The sequence below is a fragment of the Acidovorax cavernicola genome, from assembly GCF_003581445.1.
Map to the genome: position 1 here is coordinate 18,230 of NZ_QXMN01000005.1, position 22,605 is coordinate 40,834.

Here is a 22,605-nt window from a genome sequence, read left to right on the forward strand (position 1 = left end):
TTTATCGGGACACCTCCCTCGTCTTTGCCCACCTTCGCTGCACCCATGTCCCAAGTTGTGACTTCCGGCTCCTTCCTGACCCTGCACTACCGGCTGGCCGGTCCGGCGGGCGACATCATCAACACTTTCGCCGACAAGCCGGCCACGCTGTCGCTCGGCACCGGCGAGCTGTCGCCGGCCATGGAGCAGCGCCTGATGGGCCTGGAAGAGGGCACGCACGCCACCTTCGAGCTGCCCGCCGGCGAGGCCTTCGGCGAGCGCAACCCCGACATGCAGCAATGGGTGGCCCGCACGTTGCTCGCGAAGATGGGCGATCCCGACGAGCAGTACGCCGTCGGCGACGTGGTGCAGTTCCCCACGCCCGATGGCTCGGGCAGCTACGCGGGCGCGGTCGTCGAGTCGAACGAGACCGGCGTGCGTTTCGACTTCAACCACCCGCTGGCCGGGCAACCGGTGACCTTCGAGGTGAAGTTGATCGGGGTGCTATGAATCCGAACATCGAAGAAGTCCTCCTGGCCGAGCCGCGCGGCTTCTGCGCGGGCGTGGACCGTGCCATCGAGATCGTCGAGCGCGCCATCGCCAAGTTCGGCGCGCCGATCTACGTGCGCCACGAGATCGTGCACAACACCTACGTGGTGAACGAGCTCAAGGCCAAGGGCGCGATCTTCATCGAAGAGCTGTCCGACGTGCCGCCCGGCGCCACGCTGGTGTTCAGCGCGCACGGCGTGAGCAAGGCCGTCGAGCAAGAGGCGCGCGATCGCGGCTTCTCGATCTTCGACGCCACCTGCCCGCTCGTGACCAAGGTGCACGTCGAGGTGGCCAAGCTCGCGAAGGAGGGCTACGAATTCATCATGATCGGCCACAAGGGTCATCCCGAGGTCGAAGGCACGATGGGACAGCTGTCCAGCGGCATCCACCTCGTGGAAGACGTGGCCGACGTGGCCAACGCCGCGCCCCTGCAGACCGAGAAGCTCGCCGTCGTCACCCAGACCACGCTCAGCGTGGACGACGCCGCCGAGATCGCCGCCGCCGTGCGCGCGCGCTTTCCGAACGTGCGCGAGCCCAAGCAGCAGGACATCTGCTACGCCACCCAGAACCGCCAGGACGCGGTGAAGATCATGAGCCCGCAGGTCGACCTCGTGATCGTGGTCGGCAGCCCCACCAGCTCCAACAGCAACCGCCTGCGCGAACTGGCGCAGCGCCTGGGCACCGAGAGCTACATGGTCGATTCGGCCGACGAACTCAAGCCCGAATGGTTCGAGGGCAAGACGCGCGTGGGCCTCACCGCCGGTGCCTCGGCGCCCGAGGTGCTGGTGCACGAGGTGATCGAGCGCGTGCGCGCGTTCGGCGCCGTGTCGGTGCGCAAGATGGACGGCATCGAGGAAACCATCAAGTTCCCGCTTCCCAAGGGCCTCAAGCTCGACGACATCCCGCCCCCCGGGCACATCTCCTGAATTCCATGACAAACACCGATTGGCGCTCCGACATCGAGAACGCCTCCCGCAGGCTGGGCGAGCGCGCCGGCCACTTCCTGCGTGAAACCCCGCTGTGGAAGCTGCCGGCCGCTGCCTTCGGCGTAACCGCGCCCGGCGCCGAAGTCTGGCTCAAGCTGGAGCACCAGCAGGTCAGCGGCAGCTTCAAGGCCCGCGGGATGATGAACCGGTTGCTGGCCAACGACATCCCTGAAGCCGGCGTGATCGTGGCTTCCGGTGGCAACGCCGGCATCGCCACGGCGGCGGCGGCCAAGGCGCTGGGCGTGCCGTGCCAGGTGTTCCTGCCGGGCGTGTCGCCCGAAGCCAAGCGCGCACGTCTGCGCGCGCTGGGGGCCGAAGTGGTCGTGGTCGGCGAGCTGTACCCCGATGCGCTGGCCGCCTGCCTGACGCGCCAGAAAGAAACGGGGGCCTTGCTCACCCACGCCTACGACCAGCCCGAAGTGGTGGCCGGCGCCGGCACGCTCGGCCGCGAGATCGAGGCGCAGGGCGGCCTGCCCGACGCCGTGCTCGTGAGCGTGGGCGGCGGCGGTCTGATCGGCGGCCTGGCCGGCTGGTTCGAGCAGCGCGCCCGCGTGGTGGCGCTCGAACCCGAAAAGGCGCCGACGCTGTTCCGCGCCCGCGAGGCGGGCGAGCCTGTCGACGTGGACGTCGGCGGCATCGCGGCCGATTCGCTCGGCGCGCGCCGCATCGGCGCCATTGCCTGGGAGATCACGCAGCAGCAGGTGCGCGATGCGCTGCTGCTGTCCGACGACGCCATCCGCGCCGCCCAGCAGTGGCTGTGGAAGGAGCTGAAGCTCGCCGTGGAGCCGGCCGCCGCGCTGCCGCTGGCGGCGCTGCAGACGGGCGCCTATGTGCCACGCGAGGGCGAGAAGGTGTGCCTGATCGTCTGCGGGGCGAATGTCGATCCGGCCACTGTCGCCTGAGCCACCTGAGGTGTGCGGGCGGGGAGGGCGGGCGCGGGCCGGGCGCCCACCTAAAATCCCCCCATGCTCGACATCACCCTGCTCCGCAAAGACTTGGCCTCCGCTGTGGCCGGCCTCGAAAAACGCAAGAAGAACCAGCCCTACCTCGACGTTTCGGCGTTCACCGCGCTCGAGGCCGAGCGCAAGACGCTGCAAACCCGCACCGAGGAAATCCAGGCGCGCCGCAACTCGCTGAACAAGCAGATCGGCCCGCTCAAGGCCAAGGGCGAATCGACCGATGCGCTCATGGCCGAGGTCAATGCGCTCAAGGCCGAGCAGGAATCGCAATCCAAGCGCCTCGACGAGATCCAGCCCGAGCTGCATGCGCTGCTGCTCGCCGTGCCCAACCTGCCGCACGCCAGCGTGCCGCTGGGTGAGGACGAGACCGGTAATGTCGAAATGCGCCGCTGGGCTCCGAAGGGCGGTGCCGGTGCCAGCGCCACGCCGCTGGGCTTCACGGCCAAGGACCACGTCGACCTCGGCGCGCCGCTGGGGCTCGATTTCGAGATGGGCGCCAAGCTCTCGGGTTCGCGCTTCTCCGTCATGAAGGGCCCGATCGCCCGCCTGCACCGCGCGCTTGCGCAGTTCATGCTCGACATCCAGACCGAGAAGCACGGCTACACCGAGTGCTACGTGCCCTACATCGTCAATGCCGCCACGCTGAGCGGCACCGGCCAGCTGCCCAAGTTCGAGGGCGACCTGTTCGCCGCGAAGAAGGGCGGCCAGGACGGCGAACCCGCGCCCGACCACTCGGCGCTGTACCTCATTCCGACCAGCGAAGTGCCGCTCACGAACTTCGTGCGCGACGAGGTGGTGGCCGAATCGCAGCTGCCGATCAGGCTCACGGCCCACACGCCATGCTTCCGCTCCGAAGCCGGCAGCGCGGGCCGCGACACGCGCGGCATGATCCGCCAACACCAGTTCGACAAGGTCGAGATGGTGCAGATCGTGCACCCCGAGAAGAGCTACGACGCGCTCGAGCAGATGACCGGCCACGCCGAAGCCGTGCTGCAGGCGCTGGAGCTGCCGTACCGTGTCGTGCTGCTGTGCACCGGCGACATGGGCTTCGGCTCCACCAAGACCTACGACCTCGAAGTCTGGCTGCCCGCGCAGGGCACGTATCGCGAGATCAGCTCGGTGTCGAACTGCGAAGCCTTCCAGGCACGCCGCCTGCAGGCCCGTTTCAAGAATGCCCAGGGCAAGAACGAACTGGTGCACACGCTCAACGGTTCCGGCCTGGCCGTGGGCCGCACGCTGGTCGCCGTGCTGGAGAACCACCAGAACGAAGACGGCTCGATCAACGTGCCTGCGGCGTTGCGTCCGTACCTCGGCGGCCTCGAAGTTTTGCGCGGTTGAAGCCCGGAGCGTCAGAAGTCCGATTTTTCTGGCTATAATCTGAGGCTCGACAGCACCGGAGAGGTGGCAGAGTGGTCGAATGTACCTGACTCGAAATCAGGCGTACTAGCGATAGTACCGAGGGTTCGAATCCCTCCCTCTCCTCCAGTGACCCAGCATTCATGCGGGTTGCAGCCTAAGCGGGTAGTTCTACCCCCTTTTTTACCCCCTTTTGTTTTTGCGCTCAGTTGGACAGCTTTGTGCCCCGTTGCACAAGCGCGGGGGTGGGCTGTGCCTTCGAAAGGCGGCGCGTGCTGTAGCGTTTGCCCAGCAGCCCCAGCAGCCCCAGCAGCCCCAGCATGTTGTTTACCGTCGAAAATTGACCCAGCTAGCGCAGTAATTTCCGTCTAAGACTGACCCACGTAAAACCCTACCCTGCTGATTTTTAAAGCAGGGGATCCTAGGAGTGATAGACGTGGCGACATTGAGTGTCATCAGACGCTGGGCCCTGCGAGAGCAGATGTCCATCCGCGAGATAGCCAGGCGTACAGGCCTGTCTCGCAACACCGTAAAGAAATACCTGCGTGCGGGCGAAGAAATGCCGCGCTACGCCAAGCGGGAGAGCTCAAGCAAGCTCGATCCCTATGCCGAGAAGCTCGCGACCTGGCTCGCGATCGAGGCCACCAAATCGCGGAAACAGCGGCGCAATCTGCGGCAGATCCACACACTCAACCCAAAAAGGAGAACACCAAGCACTTATCCACACAGTGAAGCCTTCAGGCTCACAAAGCGGGTGGGTCAGTATTTAGTGGAAATCTAGGGTCAGAGATCGGCGGAATCCAACAGCATTGGTCGAACTGAACATCATTGAAACTACTTTGATCGAATTTGCTGGCACTGAAGTTGCAGTCGACGAATGTGCAACCACTGATTGCGATGAACTGGAAATCGCAGTGCGTGAAGGTACACCCGACGAAAGTGCAGTCTGACCAGCCAGCCCGTTGGAAAGTCGTGTCCGAGAAGCTCGTGCCGCAAAAGTTGCTACTAGCAAACTGAGCCAGATTCAAGTCCAAGCCAGCATAGGCAAAGTTGTCGGACTGACCGACCAGGCTTGCAGCAGCGCCGCCAACACCTTTGCGCCAGAGGTCGTGGTCCGTGATGATCTGCTGTGCGCTCATGACGATGTTGGTGTGTGAGTTGAGGTTGGCGATCCAAGAAACGGATCCATCCGCCAATCAGGCATCGACGATCTTCGTCGTGCCCGATCCTCCAGCCTCGGTATCAAATGGCTGGGCATTTCTACTGATCAGTACCGGAAGTAGAAGGTCCCATATTCGCCCGGATCTTCTGATCTTCTCTGCGCCTTGGCGGTCTTTACAAGATCGATGTTTTCTGGCGCTGGAAGCCCCAGGGCCTTGCCGACCTTCTCTGTCAGGCGGGCGAAAGGCATCCACTTGCGCGTGAGGCTGAAGGTCATCAAGCCGAAGAAGGCGTAGGAAATCGGTGCGCCGTAGGGAAATCCGAAAGCGATCATGTCCAGGCCACTGGTCAGTCCGAGAACCGCGAGGCACACGCCCGCAAGGACGGCAAGCCACAGCGTCACGCCGAGGAACCACCATTTGGCCGCATTGCGGATGTGCGTGCGCCGGCTCCTGGAACAATGCGGATACAGCGCAATGGTGCGGTCCGATGGACGTGCCATCCCCATGGCTTCGTAGTGCTGACCTGTCCACTGCGCCGCCACACGCACCTCGTCGCCTTCCTTGAAAGGGCTGCGCCACAGCCACCCCTTGACTTGCTGGCCGTCGAGCTCGAACTCGACATGGTCCGCGTCCTCTTCTAGGCTCGTTGCGCTCGCTGCCGTGGAGATCGCCTGTCCGCTGAGCCCGACCGTCGCAGCCGCGACGGCCACCACGCCCAGCTTGGACTTGTCGCTGTCGTCGAAGACAAAGCTCGCGCTCGCTCTCGTGCTGCGGTAGTTGCGAATGACACCGTTCAGTGTCACCAGGCCGGAGGCTACCGGTGTCGCCGTACTTTCGCTCATTGGAATCCCATCTCCACCAGGGCTTCTTGCAATTTCTTGTCCTGCTCGTCAGCGCTCTTGTAGCCCTCGTTCCGGCGCTCTTTTCCAAATGCCGAATGGTCAAGCCACACCTGCAGCGCATCGGGCGTGACCCACCAGATTACCAACTGAATGGCGAACAGTCCCACAGTGATCCAGCCGCCCAGCGCCATGCCGACGATGCGCAGGCCCACGAACGCAGCAGCGCGCGCGCCCACTGCACGCACGGCCGTGCCCACGGCAGCCCATCGTCAAGGGTGCTTCGGCGGCGTGTGCAGAGGGTTTGAGGGAGTGTGGCGGGCGCTGGGTCGATCGGCTCAATGGATGGGCCTTTCCATCATGGTCTTCGCTTGAGGTCGTGCTGACGGATATATCAACTCATCAGATCAAGCACCCATGAAAAAGCCGCCTCGATAGGCCCATGTCGCCTACGGCAAGCGTCCTTCCGGCGCTCGCACGCCGAGGCCCACCTTGTTGTCACTAGGGCCCGCGCTTTCGCCGGGGCTCGATTCTCCCGACAGCGGGTTGGTCAGCCCTGGCAGCAGGGCGGCACCGGCCAACTCCAAGGTCTTCATGCCTCGGGTGAGACGAGCGAAACCTCGGTGCCGTCGGCCGCCACCATCACACCGGGCGAGCCCTCCGCGACCTCGATGCGCACGCCCATGTGCGTCGCGGGCATGGTGACCGTCTTGCCGCGGTTGTTGGTCATCCAGCTGAGGCAGCGGAGGTACTCATCGCGCAGCGCTGGCGACAGCGTGAACTTTTGGGGATATGCGTTGCCGTACGCCTTCCAGTGGGCGATCAGCTTCCCGGTCATCTGCAGATAGAGGGTTGTCAAGGATCGTGGTGGCTTCGGAGAAAAAAGCCAGTCTGGCTCATACGCGAATTGTCGCCAGCATCCCTCGGCGGCGCGGCGATACCAACCACCCCTGGGTGGTATCTGGCGTTTGCTGCCAGTGGGACTGGTATGTCTTGCGCCACTTGCCAGTCGGGCGCACAGTACCTGGAGGATCCATCTCATCATCGAGCCTTCGAGGAGCACGCCGGCCTCCTCGGCATGCAGGGCAGCAAGGTCTGCCTCGATGACACCATCGCCAATCTTGCGGGCCGGATGTTACTAGCGGCCGATCACCTCACGGAAGATGACTGGCCGTTCTAGGAGAGATCTGAGGGGGGCTGTATCAAGAGGGGGCGAGCAGGCGACACCCATGAAAGAGCTGCCTGGGAGGCGGCTCGGAACTAGGGCAAGACAACGAAGTGCAGCTTCTGCTCGGCACACTGAACAACGACCGTGCGCTGATGGAACTGCCGTAGCGCGCCTCTTTGAAGATTGCCGATCCGATGACGGAATTTTCCTACATTCATGGGTTGGATCAACATCGTAAACTTCGGGCGCCTACTGTGTAGGCTTGCTGTAAAAAACCTCTGCCCGGCCTTGAGCGCCGGGCTTTTTTTTGGACGCAAGGGCGCGCGAGCCAGTCGAAAAAATCCCTCTTGAAATCGCGCAAGGGCCCACCTATCTTCTCTTCCGTCGGAAATTGGTCAACCGAAAAGGAGGTACTGCAATGACCATGAACTTGCTCAAGCAAATCGCCGGCTCTCGACTGCCCGTGACGTTCTATCGCACGGAGGACATCGACCAGGTCAGGATTCTGCGGGCCGCCGGGTTAGTCGTCGCCCTGGTGCCATCGCCCTCAGATCCACTGTCCATGTCCGGTTCCGCCACAGCCGCTCAAGTGCTGGCCATCACCCAGAAGGGGCGCGAGGAACTGGCGAAATTCAGCTACCCGGAATCACGACCTCCGCGCTGGCGAAACCGCTCGCCGCGATTCACTGCACGGCCCCGCTCCTATGCGAGCGGCCCTCCACGGCCGAGCAGCGTGCGCCATCTGCCCCAGTAAGGACTTCGGTCCATTTCGGGTTCCATTCGTTCCAGATTCTTGGAGGCTCAGCCATGTACAGAACATTCTTCCCACGCGACATGCTTGCCGAGATGGATCGCTTGCAGCGGGATATGCAGCAAGCGTTCGATCTGGCACCCACGATCCGCGGCTTCGGCAGCAACGGGTTTCCTGCGCTGAACGTCGGTGCCACACCGCAGGCGGTGGAAATCTATGCCTTCGCACCGGGTGTAGATCCAGCCACATTGGAGGTCCAACTCGAACGTGGCCTCCTGACCATCGCAGGCAAACGCGCGCCCGTGCTGCCCGAGGGGGATGCGAAAGCTGCGGTGCACATCAACGAGCGTTTCGAAGGAGCGTTTCGCCGCATGCTCACGCTGCCGGATGATGCAGACCCGGATGCGGTCGATGCAAAGCTCGCTGACGGTGTGCTGCGCATCACCATTCGCCGGCGCGCGTCAGCCCAGCCTCGCCGCATCGCGGTTCAGTGAGACAAGAGGAGATGACCACCATGAATAACGACATCCAGACCCGTTCGACCGGCGCGCCCGAGGGCTCTGAAGCGAAGCCGTCGCGCTATGGCAGTGCGGCGCTGACGCCGCCAGTGGACGTGATTGAGGACACAGGCGGTATCACGCTCTACGCAGATCTTCCTGGCGTCGCGCGCGAGAACCTCTCCCTTCACGTCGAGGCGGCGACGCTGACCATCGAGGCCGAGTCGAATCTGACGGTGCCTGAAGGTCTGAAGACCAGCCATACGGAGGTCGGGTTGGGACGATTCCGCCGCGTCTTCACGCTCAGCAAGGAACTGGACACTGAAAAGGTTTCGGCGGAGCTTACGCAGGGCGTCCTGAAGCTGCGGATTCCCAAGGCGGAGCATGCGAAGCCCAGGCGAATTAATGTCGATGTGACCTGAGCGCATGCGCGTGCAGCTGTGATGGCTGCACGCGCTTTGAACGTGTGGTTAGTAGTAACGCTCGGCGATTCTCATTGCAGCACGTGCTCAGCGCGCAGCGCTGGCGAGAGCACGAATTTCTTGGGGTAAGCGTTGCCCTTCGCTTGCCAGTGCTCGGAGAGGCGAGCGGTGATCTCGAGGTAGAGGGGGCATCGGTTGATCGTAGCTGCGCGGCTTGATAGTCCGGCCAGCGACGGCCATCTTTCTGGGGGCGTCATTTCCTACATGCACAACCGAAGAACGCGAGCAAGTTGGCGCAACTTGCTGCTCGCGCCAATCATCAATCCTGGTGCCACGCTTGTACAGAGTACAGGGGTATGCCATGGGAGGCGAAGTTCTTGTATACGACGGCAAGTTGGGGCAATGGTCGTGCACATTTCATTTCAGTCAGGCTTCGCCCAATTCGTTCTCCGCGGCGGCTCACATCACACAGGGCGGAAAGGAGCGATGCAAGGTCGTGGTGTGCAGGTCGCGCATGACCCGCGCTGAAGGCGTTGCTCTGTTGAAGCAAAATTGCATCGCGTGGATTCAACAGGCCAAGGCTGACAAGGTGGCTGTCAATCCACCGCCCGCTCTTGCCGCGCGACAGGGCGCGCCTTCATCTGCGAGGAAGAGGTGACGATCTCGAAAACGCCCGCCACTCCACCTAGCTCTTTCTGCCCCTGGCGTTGAGCGAGGGTTTGGGCAAGCAGGACGGCGGAAACCAGATCTTTCTGCTCGTCGCTTAAGCGCTCACCGCGCTCGTGTACTGCCCATGCCAGCAGATAGGGGCGGAAGTTGGCGGGGCGCCCCAGCGCATCCACGAATGCCCGGAGAAATACGGACTTTGCTGCCTCCTTTTGCTCTGCGCTCGCCCCCTCAGCGCTCAGCAGAATCTGAAACCTTATCGACACCTCTTTGCCTCCTGGTTGTATTTAAACGTTTCGCGAGCCGAGAGGGAAGCAAGAAAAAACCCGCACGAGACGGGCAAGGGCAACCAGAGGAGGGAGGGGGGGGAACTGGGCCGCCGATGGAAATCTAAAGTACTGTCTCGGTGACGCACTGGCGTGTGAAGCTACAGTCGGGCCAGAAACGGTCCGGGAGCTCTTCGCCTAGTTCAAGCTGACTCTAGCTGGTGCACTACTCCAGCATGCGCGTTGGCACCAGTCCCAGCGCGCGTAGTTTGGGTTCTTCATAGACAGAGTCCTCGGCTGGATAGCGCAGACTTGGAACCTGCACTGCCTTGGCGCTGGCCCAAACGACGCTTTCGCCCGCCGGCAGGGTGTCGATCTGCACGGTGTAGATCGGGTCATCGAAGGCTGTGTTGGCGGCGATGAAAGACCACCCTCGCACCCGGAACGCCGTGATCAACTCCCCGAGAGCAGCGGCGTTGATCCTGCTTGTGTGCAAAAGCATCACATGCTTAGGGCTGCGGCCGAGGACCTGCCGAGCCAAACCATCGTAGTAGGCTGCACGGTCCAACAGATGCTCGATGTACGCGGCCTTCACGCGATTGGCCTTGTCGGCATTTCCTTCGTCCAGCCACGCCGCATAGGCTTGGTTGTAGTACCAATCGCTCGCGTCGATCGAAACCGGCGCCGCCCTGTAGCCGGCAGCCTGCATCCAAAGGCGCATGCCGTCTCGCTTGGCAAGCGTGTCGCCCTCCTTGAGATACGGAAAGCGCAGCATCTTCGTCCAGCCAGGGATACGGCTCAGCACGGCGTCGGCCTCCTTAACATCGCTGATGAAGTCCGCAAGCGGCACTTGAGGCGATCCCAGGCTGCGGTGTTGGGACGTGTGGTTGCCGATCCCGTGGCCGGCGCGCGCCCAGTCCCGGATGAGGTCCAGTCCCTGGGCCTGGCCGGTGCGCACGAGTGCGGGAAACACCATGGACGTCACGCCTGCATCGTGGAGCGTCTCCAGGATCTGCCGGTTCCACGACGGGGCCGCGGGCTCCTTCAGGGGATTGAGCCCGTCGTCGAATGTCAGCGCCAAGGTCTGGGCCAAGACGCCGGACGAACTGAGAACGATGAGAAGGGCGAAAAGCGCGCGACGCAATGTGGTCATGGCGATGCCCATCTCAATGGGCTGCGACTGGCAGAAGCCGAAGCAGCTCGTGCGCGGTCGAGAAAGAAGAAGAAAAAAATGGCCACTGCTGTCGCAGCGACCTGGAGGACGCGGTTGCGCATAGTATTTCTTGCTGAGGGGGCGGAGATGAGCGCGTGCCGAGCGTGCTTCGGGAGATCCTGTGGTACCTGAGGATTGGAGATGCTGGCTTGATGTTCGCACGTGGTGCCGGCTTTCGGTCAGCGTGTTGAGTCTACGTCTGCAGTTGGTCGAAGCTGGGCTTCCGCTGATTCACAGAAAGACGGTGTGAGGCTGCAGCCTCGCTCCTTTTTTCATACGCCCTCACAAAGAGTTGACGGCTTTTCCGTTCGCTGTGATTTCTCAGTGCGCCGAGAGCAGATACTTCAGGCCCTGCGTGAAGCCACGCGGCGCGACGGTGAGATGGTCCTCGTCGTTCAGGACCGCTGACTTCAGCTTCAAGCTTGGGTACTTTCTGCTCTGTAGCGCCGTCTCCAGCGCCTGGTTGTCGGCAACCATGTCTACCGTCTGGTTGTAGCGTCGAACACCTTTGCGCAGCGCCTCATAGGCGCCGACATAAAGATAGATATTCGCCGTCAGGTCCCGATTCTGTTTGGCGTAGCTCGCTTCGAGCTTCAAGGCATGTCGCTTGTCGTACCAGAGAGATGGGCTGCCGAGGAGATAGCCGTTGAACAAGCCGGGATCGGTGAAAAGGATCTGCGTCCCAAGCAGGGCGCCGTAGGAGTGGCCGAGAAAGATGGCTCTGGCCGGGTCGGCCCGGTAGCGAGCGGCGATGAACGGCTTTACCTGGTTGCGCAGATATTCTTGATAGGCGCGCGCCTGACCGTGGACCGCATTGGCAGGCGCGGTGCTGGGGCCGTTCGGTGTTGGTGTGTAGTCGCGCTGGCGGCTGACCGCGCCGTCCTCGCCCTTTGCGTAGGACAGGCCGACGAGGATGAATTCCTCGATCTGAGGCCCTTCAACGTTCAGGCGGCGCCCCAACTGCCGGACGATCGGGAAAGCGTAGTCGGCGTCAGTCACATACAGCACGGGGTAGCGCTGCCGCGGCTGCTTCGTATAGGACGGCGGCAAAGCGACGAAGACTTGGTAGCCACGGCCTGAAACCGGATCGGGCACGTCCCATACCTCGCTGTCGACAATCTCGTAAGGCCGCCCCTCGCCGGGCTGCACCTTCGGCGTCGTTTGGGCCTGGGCGTGTGCCGGATCGCCAGAGATGCCGAAGCTGGCGACGAGGGCAACCAGCAAGGCGTTCAGAAAACGTTGTTGCATGTGATGAGGCCTTCGCAGGTCGGAGGAAATTCTGGTGCAGACCGAGAGGACAGCTTCCGGTCGACACCTGTCCCATGTCGAGTGCCTGCTAGTGGCACGCCTCAGGCCGGTCACCGACCAGGTCGTCTCCTGGCCGGCCAGAGCCGCTGCATGCGGCAACGCTCTTCAGGACAGGTGCTTCCCAACAAGACCCGACATTTCGAACATCGTCACCTCGGGCTTGCCCATCACCGCTTGAAGCTTGGCATCACAAAGGATATTGCGCTTGTTCGCTGGGTTTTGGAGGTTGTTCAGCTTGATGTAGTCCCACAGCAGCTTGGTGACCTCGGTTCGAGGCTGGGGTGCGGAGCCAATGACGGCTGCGAGCTCGGCGCTGGGTGCCAGGGGGCGCGTGAACGCCGTTTGCTTCTTAGCAGTGGTCATGTTTGTCTCGGCAAAGCGGTGAATTCTACGAACGCCCCAAATGGTTTCGCTGGGCGCAGCGCCGAACGGGGGTTGTAGGGGCGCGTCCGTCGGTCAGTTCGTAGCAAATTGGAAGGGAGGCATGAGGGTCAGGTGTTGGCCGAATTCTGCCGCAAGCACGTCAACGTCAATGGGCTCAAAGCAACTGCCGGGTTGACAATGAGCTGTCGTTCCTCAATCCACAAGCATTAGTCTGAAAGCTCATCATGATTAGGTGAGAAGAGATTTCCCGCTCATTCGGCCGTTCTTGTAGAAAGTGCACTCGGTCTCGCGCGCGCCGCTGCCGTCGGGCCGGCAGGCCATGCGCCGCACGGGGCCTTGCAGGAAGCCGCCGGCCAGTTCGCCTTCGCGCCACTGCACGATCTCTCCGTCCTGGCCCAGCACTTCGCGCAGGCGGCCGGTGCCGCCCGGCGCCAGGTCGGTGCCGTTTTCGTCCAGGCACCGCAGGTAGCGGTCGCGGCCGTCGCGCTCTTGCAGGCTTTCGGTGTTGAGCGCGCCGCCGGGCCAGTAGCGCAGCCAGCGCTGGCCGCCGCCGTGCGGCTCGATGCGTAGCAGCAGAGATCCGTCCGGGTGAAAGTGCTCGCTGCACAGTTCCTTGCCGTGCCAGTGCAGCTCGGCGCTTTCCCGCTGGCCGCTGGCGCCGAAGGTCTCGTGCAGGCCGTGGTGGCCCAAGCCCAGCGCCTGCCGGTCGTTGCGCACGCATTGCTCCTCGTCCCATGTCCAGCTTCCGCTCGATTGGCTGGGGTAGTGGATCCAGTGGCGGCTGCGCTGCTCGGCCCAGTCGGCCGCCTCACATTGCAGCAGCGTGCGGTCGCGTGAGAACCAGACCACGTCGCAGCCGCCGCCCTCGTTCTCGAAGGTGTTGGGGCCGATGGGGAAGCCGTCCTCGAAGCGCAGGCGGTGTGCGCCGCCTGCCAACACGATGTGCTCCACGCCGCTGCCGTGCAGGCCTGGCACCAGCGCGATGGCGAAGTAGCGGTGCGGGTCGCGCACGATGTCTGCCTCTAGGCGCTGGCGGATGGCGTTGTGCAGGGCGAAGAATTCGGTGGCGATGGCCTGCATGCGCTCCTCATGCGGAGCAAGAAGACTCTGGTAAGCATCCCAGGCGTCGTCGTCTTCCTCATCATCGTCTTCGTCCTCTTTCGGGTACGCCGCCGCCACCGCGCTCCAGATCGCATGCGCTTCCTTGATCAGCGGCAGCGCGGGCGCATAGACGGGGTTGGCCGCGATGAGGCCCGGCACCGCGTCTGCATCGTCCAGGTGCGCGGCCACGTTGTCGAAGTACTGATCGACGCCGCCATTGGAGACCTGCGCGTCGAACTGGTCGAAGCAATAGACGGCGCGCAGGTGGGGCGCGAACGCTAAAGGGTCTGCGTCGCACAGGACATCCACGATGGCTGCGCTGAAATACGGAGCCCGCCGCAGCAGTGCGGGCCAGTCGATTGAGGGGAGGTGTTTGGTGTGTGCCATGGAAGATTTTCTTGGTGGATTGGCGATAGAGGCCATTTTTGCCATGGAAATGAGTACCTATGGCCAAGCATGGGCGATGTCCTGCAAGGTGCGAAGGCCCGCCGTGTCTAGTCTATTTAGGGCATGTCGCGCGCCATGCGCACCAGCGATTCCAGTACGCGCACTTCGTGCCCAAATGCCGCGCTTTCCGGCTGGTCCGGGTTTTCCGCGACCCGCACCGCGTCGATGCTTTCCCCCGAGCTTTGCGCAGCTATGGCGCCTTGCCAGCCGACAGTAATAAGGTGCTCTCGTGACTGTCGTTATCGCGAGTTGATCAAGCACCCTTCAACAAGGTAGTGTTGGCTCCAGTTTTTCACCAAAGCTAACCTTCGTAAACGCCTGTTTATCGTCGGTTGGTGCATACGGAGACCTAAAGAGCGAGCACGCGTTTCGTCGACCGCCGTGGTGAGCGACCGCTGTTGCCGCTATCGCTCACGAGCGCGCTGCTCCTGCGGCTGATCGCCGGGCTGATCTATCTACAACACACCTTCGATTCCTCCGACGAGGCTGTGGTCAACACTTGGGTCGAGAAGCATATTCGCCAGCACTGGCGATGGGCGGCGTTCACGTCGAAGTCAAAGGCCAATATGCTGCCGCGCGGATGCGCGCAATGTTGCGGCAACTTTGAAAAATAAAGAATGAGAGCAATTCTGAACTGCCCCGGGCGCAAGGCGAGGGGCAGTGTCTGTGTGTTTGCTCTATTCTTTCTCGAGGATCTATCGATGACTAACCAGGCAGGGGTGCTGCTTCCATGAGTGCTGGGTTGCATCCATTGCGGCGAGGCCGTGTTCTTCTTTTGGCCGTTGCTACGCTTCTCATCCTCGGAGTGCTCCTGTACCAAACGTTCAAGCCTGACCCCAAACCGGAACTGGTTCTGTCGAAGGTCGCGCGTGGAGACATCGAACAGACAGTGGAGGCAACGGGCACGCTTAAGCCGTCTCGTCTCGTCAGTGTCGGCTCCCAGGTTTCGGGCCGGATCGAGTCTCTGCACGTCAAATTGGGAGACAAGGTCAAGGCGGGCGATCTGATCGCCGAGATTGATTCACGCACCCAACTGAACACGCTGCGCAGCGCTCAGGCGGCACTGCGCAGCGCGCGGGCCAACCGCAACGCGCTGGCGGCCAGTCTTGGTCAGTACGAGCAGACCCTGCAACGGCAGCAGCGTTTGCTGGCGGCCGAGGCGACCTCGTTGTCCGACTACGAGGCCGCCAAGGCCAAGGTGGAGGGCACGCGCGAGCAGATCGCCGCGCTCGAGGCCGAGATTGCCCAGCGCGACACCGAAGTTGCCGCCGCGCAGACCAATCTGGCGTATACAAGGATCACCGCCCCCATCGATGGCGCCGTGCTGGCGGTCGTTTCCATGCAGGGACAGACCGTGAATGCGGTGCAAAGCGCCCCCACCATCGTGATGCTGGGCAACCAGGATTCGATGACTGTCCATGCGGAAATTTCCGAGGCCGACGTGATCCGCACCGCACTGGGGCAGGAAGTCTTCTTCACCATTCTCGGCAATCCATATCGGCGCTACACCAGCACCTTGCGAGACATTGCGCCCGCGCCCGAATCGATCACCAATGAGGACCGGTCCAGTCTGTCCGCGCAGGCTCTTGCAGGCGCCCCGGCGAAGACGGCTATCTACTACAGCGGCCTGTTCGACGTGGAGAACACCGACGGGCAACTGCGCGCCTACATGACGGCACAGGTCAGCATCGTGCTGGGCCGAGCCAAGAGCGTGCTGACCATTCCTTCAACCGCCCTGGGGGCGCGGGCCGGCGATGGCAGCTACGCCGTGCAGGTACTTGGCCCAGACGGTCGCGTTCAGACGCGCAAGATAGAAATCGGTCTCGATGATCAGTTGCAGGTGGAAGTCAAACGCGGACTGAGCGAAGGCGAGCAGGTGGTGCTGGGTGACCCCGAGACCCGTACGACCAGCAAGGCGAAGAACCCGTCGCACAAGCCCAATCCCAATGGGCCTGCGGCGTAGGGGGGAGCACATGACGGAACCCCTGCTGCGCGTGCGCGGATTGCGTCGCGAGTTTCCTGCCGGTGACATGCCTCTGGTCGTTCTGAATGATGTAGACCTGAACATCGACGCTGGCGAACTGGTCGCAATCGTCGGCCAGTCCGGCTCGGGCAAGTCGACGCTGATGAACATCCTCGGCTGCCTGGATCGACCCTCTGGCGGCAGCTACCGGGTGGCCGGGCGTGAGACCAGCCAGATGACACCGGATGAGCTGGCCGAGTTGCGGCGAGAGCACTTCGGCTTCATCTTCCAGCGCTATCACCTTCTGAGTGATCTGAGCGCGACAGGCAATGTGGAAGTGCCCGCCATCTATGCGGGCGTTCCTGCGCAGGTACGGCACGCGCGGGCCGAGGAACTGCTGACGCGGCTCGGGTTGGCACAGCGCACCGACCACCGTCCCGGCCAACTCTCCGGTGGACAGCAGCAGCGCGTTTCGATCGCCCGCGCGTTGATGAACGGCGGTGCCGTCATCCTGGCCGACGAACCTACCGGGGCGCTCGACACTCACTCGGGCAAGGAGGTGATGGCGATCCTCGGCGAGCTGCATGCCGACGGACACACCATCGTGCTGGTGACTCATGACATGGCGGTGGCCGAGCACGCCCAGCGCATCATCGAGATCCGCGACGGGCGCATCGTGGCCGATCGGCGCACCGACGTGCAGGCAACGCAATACACGGAGCACCGGCCACAGGCCCGGCGCTCGTCCGTCGGCGACAGCGCTCGGGCCCTGCGTGACCGCTTCACGGAGGCATTCCGCATGGCGCTGCGGGCGATGAATGCCCATCGCATGCGCACTTTCCTGACCATGCTGGGCATCATCATCGGTATCGCCTCGGTGGTGTCGGTGGTGGCGCTCGGTGCCGGCGCGCGTCAGCAGATCCTTTCCGACATCTCATCACTGGGCACCAATACCCTTGAGGTCTATCCGGGCACGGGTGTTGGGGATCTGCGCGCCAGCCTCGTCGAAACGCTCACCCCCGGCGACAGCGCAGCGCTGGCGCGGCAGAGCTTCGTGGACAGCGCCACGCCAGGCGTAGCGTCGACCGTCACGGCGATGTACCGCAACAAATCAGCCACTGCCCAAGTCAGCGGCGTGGGGGCGCAGTACTTTCGCGTGCGCGGAATCAAGATCGCCGAAGGGCGATTCTTCGGAGCCCCCGGTGTCGATGGTCACCAGCAAGTCGTCGTGATCGATCCGAACACCCGCGCAAGGTTCTTTGGTCCGCGCGAGAACCCGATCGGCCAGACCATTCTGTTGGGCAAGGTGCCGGCGCGCGTGGTTGGAGTGACGCAGAAACAGTCTGCCGCCTTCGGCGACGGCTCCGTACTCAACGCCTGGGTGCCGTACACGACGGCCATGTCGCGCATGCTGGGCAAGAGCCATGTGTCAAGCATCACCGTGCGCGTGTCCGAAAGCGTCTCGATGCAGACCGCCGAAAGGGCTGTCACTCGACTTCTCAAGCACCGCCACGGCACGCAGGATTTCTACATGAACAACAGTGCGCAGATTCGCGAAACGATCGAGCAGACCACCCGCACACTGACCATGATGATCGGTGCCATCGCGGCGATTGCACTGGTGGTGGGTGGAATTGGCGTGATGAACATCATGCTGGTTTCGGTGACGGAGCGCACCCGAGAAATCGGGGTGCGCATGGCCGTCGGCGCGCGACGCAGCGACATCCTCCAGCAGTTCCTGATCGAGTCCGTGCTGGTCTGCCTGCTGGGCGGCGCGCTCGGCGTGGGCTTGGCATTGGGGTTGGGGCTGTTGCTGGAACTGGCGGACGTGGGATTCAGCCTCGTGTTCTCCGCGACCTCGATCGTGGCGGCCTTCGCTTGCTCTAGCCTGATCGGCGTTGCATTCGGCTTTCTTCCGGCGCGCAACGCCGCACAACTCGACCCTGTAGAGGCACTGATCCGCTGATGAACCAGATCTTTTCCATTTCGGCACTGGCCTTGGCGGTGCTTGTCGCCGGATGCGCGTCGTCCGATCACTATGCCTCGCAGGTGCCCCCCATCGAGATCCCGGCCGAGTACGGCCGGGGCACAGCTTTGTCTAACGCGTCCGTGGAGGCACTCGCGATGCTTCCGCCGCTTGACGCCGAGCGCAGCAGCGACGTGCGGAAGGATCCCTGGTGGCACAGCTTTGGCGACAAGCGATTGGCGCGGATGGTCGACCACTCCCTGACCGTCAACGCCAACCTCACGGCGGCAGGCTTTGCGCTGCGCCGAGCCCGACTGGAGGCGAGGATGACTTCAAACGACCTGTTTCCGCAGCCTGTGGCCAGGCTTGAAGGCAGTGCCACCCGCGAGCTTGATGGTGGCGGCAGCTCTGCGCGAAGCCACCGCGTCAATGTCGGACTCAACTGGGAGGTCGATCTGTTCGGCCGCCTGGCCGCACAGCGCGATGTGCAGACGTGGGGGGCACAGGCTTCTGCCGACGATCTGCAGGCGACAGCGCTGGCACTGGTGGGTGATGTTTGCCGCTACTACTGGATGCTGGCCTATCTGAACCAGTCCATTCATGCGGGCGAGCAGGATCTGGCTGCGCTGGAGCGCATTCTCCAATTGGTGGAGGTCCAGCATCGCGAAGGCGATGTGTCTCGTCTGGAGCCGCGGGAGGCGCAGCAGCGGTTGGAAAGTCAGCGAGCGGCGCAGGGAGCGCTTGTGCAACAGCGCGTGGAGGTGCGCAATGCGCTGACGGTGCTGCTCGATGGTCGGCCTTGGCCGCAGCAGGACGAGCCTCAGTCTTTGCAACACCTCGATGCGCTGATGGTGCGCGAAGGAGTCCCGGCCGAACTGCTGGGCAGACGCCCCGACCTGCGCGCTGCTGAACGGCGCTTGCGTGCATCGCTCGTGAACGTCGACGCCACGGTGCTCAGCTACTACCCGTCGCTCAGCCTCACGGGGTCCATGGGCGGCAGCAGCGCCGCCTTGTCCGACGTGCTTCGTCACCCGGCGGGGATGCTGGGCGCGAGCCTGAACCTGCCGTTCATCAACGTGGAGCGCATGCGGATCAGCACGGAAACGGCTGGCGTGACCTATCTGAAGGCCGCCAGTGAGTTCCGCACCACGCTTCATATCGCGTTTCAGGAAGTGGACAATGCCCTGTCGGCGCGCGAGCGCCTGCAGGACCAGCGTAACGCCCGACAGCGGTCCTATCAGGCGGCGGGCGATGTGGCGCGCATGTACGAGGCGCGCTACCGAGAAGGTGCCAGCGCGCTGCGCACTTGGCTGGATGCACAGCAGGAGCTGCGCAGCTCCGAGCTTGCGTTGGCGCAGGTCCTGCGCGATCAGGTTGGCAATGACGTGAAGCTGGCGCTGGCGTTGGGTGGCTCGTGAGTCAGCGGGGGGAGGCGGCAGGGGGGGCCGACAGCAGAGGCAGTCGTATCTCGAAGCAGGCTCCCCCACCCTGAATTTCCGCGACCTCGACCGAGCCTTGATGCAGGTCGACGATCTCACGCACCAGATGCAAGCCCAGCCCCGTGCCCTGGTCGCTGGGCTGGATGCGATAGAAGGGTTCGAAGATGCGCTCCTGCTCTTCAGTTGCCACGCCGGGTCCCTGGTCGCGCACGCTCAGCGTGCCGTTGGCGCCGACGTCGATGGAAATGACGCCATGACCACCGCCGTGCACGATCGCGTTTTGCACCAGGTTGATCAAGGCGCGCCCCAACGCCAACCTGTCTCCCGCAACGAGGACAGGCGCATCACCCCCATTGACCTCGATCTCATACCCTGCGCTGAGCACCAGGGGCGCCATGTCAGTGGTCACCTGATGTGCGACTGCACGCAGATTCACCGGTTTCAGGTCACTTAGCTTGCGCCCCAAGCGCTGCAGGTCCAGCAGCGCCTCGGCGAGGTTCGAGAGACGGGACACGTCGGCCAGCACGCGTGCGCGTGCCGATCCTGATACCAGCAGGCCGACACGAGCCTCCAAAATGGCAATCGGTGCACGCAGTTCATGCGCGGCGTCAGCGAGGAAGCGGTCGCGTGCGTCATAGTCCTGGCTCAGGCGCGTCAGGGCTTCGTTGACCGCTCGGACCAGTGGCTGGATCTCGGTGGGAAGGTCTTCCTCGCCCAGTCGCGCATCCCGCTTGCGGATGTTGATAGCCTCGGCCTGCCGCGCAGTTCGAGCGACGCCCGCCAGCGCTCGTCGCGCCAACCAGGGGATGAAGCATAGCGTCACCAGCAACAGCGGCAGCATCAGTTGCAGGCCAAACGCGCTGAACAACAGCGTGAAGGCAGCCCAGATGCCCTGGGTGGGGGCACCCCCCACCAGCAGATACACCGGCCCGAATGGCGCATCGTGCACCGCGACGCGCGTTGCGAACACTGCAGGGTTGTGACGTGCCCATATTCCGGAGTCGCCCAACGACGGCAGCACGCTGACCAAGCCTTCGATGTGTGGCGGCACAGGTCCGCGGCGAAGTTCGCGCCCTGCACCATCCCTGGCCACAAACCAGACAGTTGGGAAACTCTCCAGGGCGCGGACTTCTGCTGTGTTGGCTTGAACCAGATGGCCCTGTGCGTCAAGTTCGATCGATTTCGCGACGGCGGCCACCACGCTTTCGTCCACAGAGCCAGCGGATTTGACGGCGATCACCCATGAAATTCCCGTCAGGACCAGCACGAAGATGACCAACTGGAAGCCCATGAGGCTGGCAGTCAGTTTGAAAACGAGCGATCTGCGGCGCCTAGCCATGGTTTGCTGCCCTGAGCAGGTAGCCCACGCCGCGGATGACGTGAATGGTCACCTTCGCGTCCACCGATTCCAGTTGTCGACGCAGCTTGGAAACGTGCGCATCGAGCGCGTTGGACTGGATGTCGTCGTCAAAGCCATAGACGCGCTCGATCAGCCATTCGCGCACCACCGTGCGCTCCGCGCGCAGACATAGCGCTTCCAGTACCAGCAACTGGCGGCGCGGAAGGGGCACAGGCAAGCCATCGACGCGCGCTTCCCTTGCGCTGAAATCGAAGGTGAGGCGCCCCACACTCACTGTCGGAATGCTCACCTGCGCCGGGCGCCGGCCGATGGCGCGGAGGCGGGCCATGAGTTCTTCGATGGCAAAGGGTTTGCTCAGGTAGTCGTCTGCGCCCAGGTCCAGCCCCTGCACCTTGTCGGCAACGCCGCTCTTGCCAGTCAACAAGATGATGGGCAGATCCGGGTGGGAACTGCGCGCTGCGGCAATGAGGCTGGCACCGTCCCCATCGGGCAACTGGCGATCGAGCAGCAACAGATCATGCACACCTTGCCGAAGCGCCGCATGGGCCTGCGCGATTGACACTGCGCCGTCGACCACCATGCCCTCTGCTTCGAGAGCCTGTTTGATCACTGACGCCATCTCTGGTTCGTCCTCCACGATGAGTATCCGCATGCGAAGCGCTCAGCTTTCCATTGACTTCATCCGCCAAAAGTAGCACATAGAGACACGGCACGACGCAATGTTGCGGCAATGTCGCGGACATAGAGTGCCCCTATACCTTCAACGATAGATGTCGATCATGCGTCCGAACAAGTCGCCTTCGTCGCCCGAGCCGCATCGGCGGGTCGACTCTGCTCTCGCACTGACAGAGAGCAACGCTCTCGATCTGAGCCACGCAATCGAAATGCCTGCAATGGTGAACGAGCCGGATCATGCGATCAGCAGCGCCCGGCATGGTCACTACGCCCAATACCTCGAAGCCGCCCGTGTCGCGCTGCTGGCGAAGTTCGACTGCGGCGACGTACAGATGCAGGCTTCCGGATACGTCTGGCCCATCATTGAGATGCGCATGAAGTACATGGCGCCGCTTGAGTTCGATCAGCCTGTGCGCATCCGGGCCACCATTGTCGAATGGGAGCATCGCCTCAAGATTGACTACCTGATCTCGTGCTTGCATACAGGCAGACGCCTTCACAAGGCCTCTTCCGTCCAAGTAGCGTTGGACATGGCCAGTCGCCGCATGTGCTGGGTCAGTCCGCCGGTGCTATGGGAAAAATTGGGCGTTCTGGTGCGAACACAATGAGCATGAGGTGAAGTCGCTCCCCAAGCCTCTTTGGCGCTGCCGTCGCGGTGGAGCAGAGGCTTCTCTTGGGCGGAAGTGCCAAGGTAGACGTGACCCGGGAACTCGACCTATCGTGGTCCTTCTGGGAAACCGGGTATCGAAGGACCACCGTACGCACGATTGTGCGGGACCCGGCGGCTACTCCTAGGTTCCAAACCCTGAGCCAAGCAGCATTGGCGCTGTCGGTGACGCCGAATGCCGGATACAACGCGAGATGGTGCCCTCACTGGTTGCGCGCGGCACGGCAGATGCCGGCTTCCTCGGTGCGATCTTCTGGGCGTCGGAGCATGACCCTTGGATCTCCCGTGCGTCAGATTTGCCTCATGCACCTTGTGCGGGCGTGGCTTTCCTCTCGCACGTCAACCTCTCGGTGAATCGAACGGATCCGACGTTCACCTGCAGGGAAAAAGCATGTCACCCATGCTCAGGATGAGAAGTGGTGATGGCACCATGTTGAGACAATGTTTGTGGTGCCCACTCCCAACTGCCAGAAGATTGGCA

Annotated in this window: 23 protein-coding genes, 1 tRNA gene and 1 pseudogene; 14 read left to right on the top strand and 11 right to left on the bottom strand. The window is 63.0% G+C overall.

Annotation, left to right across the window (positions count from 1 at the left end; all coding sequences use genetic code 11):
- The first annotated feature begins 45 nt into the window (after positions 1-45).
- The 6 genes and pseudogenes from D3H34_RS06900 to D3H34_RS06925 all read left to right on the top strand — a co-directional run.
- Positions 46-489 (top strand): FKBP-type peptidyl-prolyl cis-trans isomerase, encoded by a 444-nt coding sequence (locus tag D3H34_RS06900; protein WP_119552707.1) that lies wholly within the window; start codon positions 46-48, stop codon positions 487-489.
- The gene (gene ispH, locus D3H34_RS06905) at positions 486-1,454 is read left to right on the top strand and encodes a 4-hydroxy-3-methylbut-2-enyl diphosphate reductase (RefSeq protein ID WP_119552708.1); all 969 of its coding nucleotides are present in this window, start codon (positions 486-488) and stop codon (positions 1,452-1,454) included. The genes D3H34_RS06900 and ispH overlap by 4 nt, the downstream gene beginning before the upstream one ends.
- A 5-nt stretch (positions 1,455-1,459) precedes the next feature.
- The gene (locus D3H34_RS06910) at positions 1,460-2,416 is read left to right on the top strand and encodes a threonine/serine dehydratase (protein WP_434057681.1); all 957 of its coding nucleotides are present in this window, start codon (positions 1,460-1,462) and stop codon (positions 2,414-2,416) included.
- Between the two features lie 63 nt (positions 2,417-2,479).
- Positions 2,480-3,811 (top strand): serine--tRNA ligase, encoded by a 1,332-nt coding sequence (gene serS, locus D3H34_RS06915; protein ID WP_119552709.1) that lies wholly within the window; start codon positions 2,480-2,482, stop codon positions 3,809-3,811.
- A gap of 57 nt (positions 3,812-3,868) precedes the next feature.
- Positions 3,869-3,958: transfer RNA gene (locus D3H34_RS06920), tRNA-Ser, on the top strand.
- Positions 3,959-4,256: 298 nt separating this feature from the next.
- Positions 4,257-4,514 (top strand): annotated as a pseudogene (locus D3H34_RS06925) (helix-turn-helix domain-containing protein); the annotation flags it as partial.
- Between the two features lie 58 nt (positions 4,515-4,572).
- Here D3H34_RS06925 and D3H34_RS06930 read toward each other — a convergent pair.
- The 4 genes from D3H34_RS06930 to D3H34_RS06945 all read right to left on the bottom strand — a co-directional run bounded on the left by D3H34_RS06930 (position 4,573) and on the right by D3H34_RS06945 (position 6,690).
- Complete coding sequence (locus D3H34_RS06930) at positions 4,573-4,968, bottom strand: pentapeptide repeat-containing protein (protein ID WP_119552840.1); 396 nt, start codon at positions 4,966-4,968, stop codon at positions 4,573-4,575.
- A gap of 128 nt (positions 4,969-5,096) precedes the next feature.
- The gene (locus D3H34_RS06935; RefSeq protein ID WP_119552710.1) at positions 5,097-5,834 is read right to left on the bottom strand and encodes a putative type VI secretion system effector; all 738 of its coding nucleotides are present in this window, start codon (positions 5,832-5,834) and stop codon (positions 5,097-5,099) included.
- Positions 5,831-6,091, bottom strand: coding sequence for a hypothetical protein (locus tag D3H34_RS06940; RefSeq protein WP_119552711.1), 261 nt, complete (start codon positions 6,089-6,091; stop codon positions 5,831-5,833). The genes D3H34_RS06935 and D3H34_RS06940 overlap by 4 nt, the downstream gene beginning before the upstream one ends.
- Before the next feature lie 332 nt (positions 6,092-6,423).
- Positions 6,424-6,690, bottom strand: a complete 267-nt coding sequence (locus tag D3H34_RS06945) for a hypothetical protein (protein WP_119552712.1) — start codon at positions 6,688-6,690, stop codon at positions 6,424-6,426.
- A gap of 727 nt (positions 6,691-7,417) precedes the next feature.
- On the opposite strand from D3H34_RS06945, the gene D3H34_RS06955 reads away from it, so the two are divergent.
- Genes D3H34_RS06955 through D3H34_RS06965 form a run of 3 tightly spaced genes read left to right on the top strand, consistent with a single transcriptional unit; the run spans position 7,418 to position 8,669 of the window.
- Positions 7,418-7,753 (top strand): hypothetical protein, encoded by a 336-nt coding sequence (locus D3H34_RS06955; RefSeq protein WP_119552714.1) that lies wholly within the window; start codon positions 7,418-7,420, stop codon positions 7,751-7,753.
- 53 nt (positions 7,754-7,806) lie between these two features.
- On the top strand, positions 7,807-8,244 hold the full coding sequence (locus D3H34_RS06960) for an Hsp20/alpha crystallin family protein (protein WP_119552715.1): 438 nt from the start codon (positions 7,807-7,809) through the stop codon (positions 8,242-8,244).
- Positions 8,245-8,264: 20 nt separating this feature from the next.
- Positions 8,265-8,669: an Hsp20/alpha crystallin family protein gene (locus D3H34_RS06965; RefSeq protein WP_119552841.1), complete on the top strand. Its 405-nt coding sequence runs from the start codon at positions 8,265-8,267 to the stop codon at positions 8,667-8,669.
- A gap of 596 nt (positions 8,670-9,265) precedes the next feature.
- Here the strand turns inward: D3H34_RS06965 and D3H34_RS06970 are convergent.
- The 5 genes from D3H34_RS06970 to D3H34_RS06990 all read right to left on the bottom strand — a co-directional run bounded on the left by D3H34_RS06970 (position 9,266) and on the right by D3H34_RS06990 (position 13,994).
- Positions 9,266-9,601: a hypothetical protein gene (locus D3H34_RS06970; RefSeq protein ID WP_119552716.1), complete on the bottom strand. Its 336-nt coding sequence runs from the start codon at positions 9,599-9,601 to the stop codon at positions 9,266-9,268.
- A 226-nt stretch (positions 9,602-9,827) separates the two neighbouring features.
- On the bottom strand, positions 9,828-10,754 hold the full coding sequence (locus D3H34_RS06975; protein ID WP_119552842.1) for a polysaccharide deacetylase family protein: 927 nt from the start codon (positions 10,752-10,754) through the stop codon (positions 9,828-9,830).
- Between the two features lie 381 nt (positions 10,755-11,135).
- A complete protein-coding gene (locus tag D3H34_RS06980) occupies positions 11,136-12,062 on the bottom strand; it encodes an alpha/beta hydrolase (RefSeq protein WP_119552717.1) in 927 nt (308 codons plus the stop codon).
- A gap of 165 nt (positions 12,063-12,227) precedes the next feature.
- Positions 12,228-12,485: an SWIB/MDM2 domain-containing protein gene (locus tag D3H34_RS06985; RefSeq protein ID WP_119552718.1), complete on the bottom strand. Its 258-nt coding sequence runs from the start codon at positions 12,483-12,485 to the stop codon at positions 12,228-12,230.
- Positions 12,486-12,734: 249 nt separating this feature from the next.
- Positions 12,735-13,994, bottom strand: coding sequence for a DMP19 family protein (locus D3H34_RS06990; protein ID WP_119552719.1), 1,260 nt, complete (start codon positions 13,992-13,994; stop codon positions 12,735-12,737).
- Between the two features lie 458 nt (positions 13,995-14,452).
- On the opposite strand from D3H34_RS06990, the gene D3H34_RS06995 reads away from it, so the two are divergent.
- The 4 genes from D3H34_RS06995 to D3H34_RS07010 all read left to right on the top strand — a co-directional run bounded on the left by D3H34_RS06995 (position 14,453) and on the right by D3H34_RS07010 (position 19,401).
- Entirely contained in the window at positions 14,453-14,668 is a 216-nt protein-coding gene (locus D3H34_RS06995; protein ID WP_119552720.1) for a hypothetical protein, read from the top strand.
- 116 nt (positions 14,669-14,784) lie between these two features.
- On the top strand, positions 14,785-16,017 hold the full coding sequence (locus D3H34_RS07000) for an efflux RND transporter periplasmic adaptor subunit (protein WP_119552721.1): 1,233 nt from the start codon (positions 14,785-14,787) through the stop codon (positions 16,015-16,017).
- Between the two features lie 10 nt (positions 16,018-16,027).
- The gene (locus D3H34_RS07005) at positions 16,028-17,983 is read left to right on the top strand and encodes a MacB family efflux pump subunit (protein ID WP_119552722.1); all 1,956 of its coding nucleotides are present in this window, start codon (positions 16,028-16,030) and stop codon (positions 17,981-17,983) included.
- The gene (locus D3H34_RS07010; RefSeq protein ID WP_119552723.1) at positions 17,983-19,401 is read left to right on the top strand and encodes an efflux transporter outer membrane subunit; all 1,419 of its coding nucleotides are present in this window, start codon (positions 17,983-17,985) and stop codon (positions 19,399-19,401) included. The genes D3H34_RS07005 and D3H34_RS07010 overlap by 1 nt, the downstream gene beginning before the upstream one ends.
- Position 19,402: 1 nt before the next feature.
- Here the strand turns inward: D3H34_RS07010 and D3H34_RS07015 are convergent, their stop codons facing one another.
- Positions 19,403-20,713 carry a sensor histidine kinase gene (locus tag D3H34_RS07015; RefSeq protein ID WP_167481135.1) on the bottom strand — a complete coding sequence of 437 codons (1,311 nt, stop codon included), beginning with the start codon at positions 20,711-20,713 and terminating at the stop codon, positions 19,403-19,405.
- A gap of 40 nt (positions 20,714-20,753) precedes the next feature.
- Positions 20,754-21,434, bottom strand: a complete 681-nt coding sequence (locus D3H34_RS07020) for a response regulator transcription factor (RefSeq protein ID WP_119552725.1) — start codon at positions 21,432-21,434, stop codon at positions 20,754-20,756.
- Between the two features lie 127 nt (positions 21,435-21,561).
- Between D3H34_RS07020 and D3H34_RS07025 the strand changes: the two genes are divergently transcribed.
- Positions 21,562-22,065: an acyl-CoA thioesterase gene (locus D3H34_RS07025; protein ID WP_205736680.1), complete on the top strand. Its 504-nt coding sequence runs from the start codon at positions 21,562-21,564 to the stop codon at positions 22,063-22,065.
- Positions 22,066-22,605 lie beyond the last annotated feature (540 nt).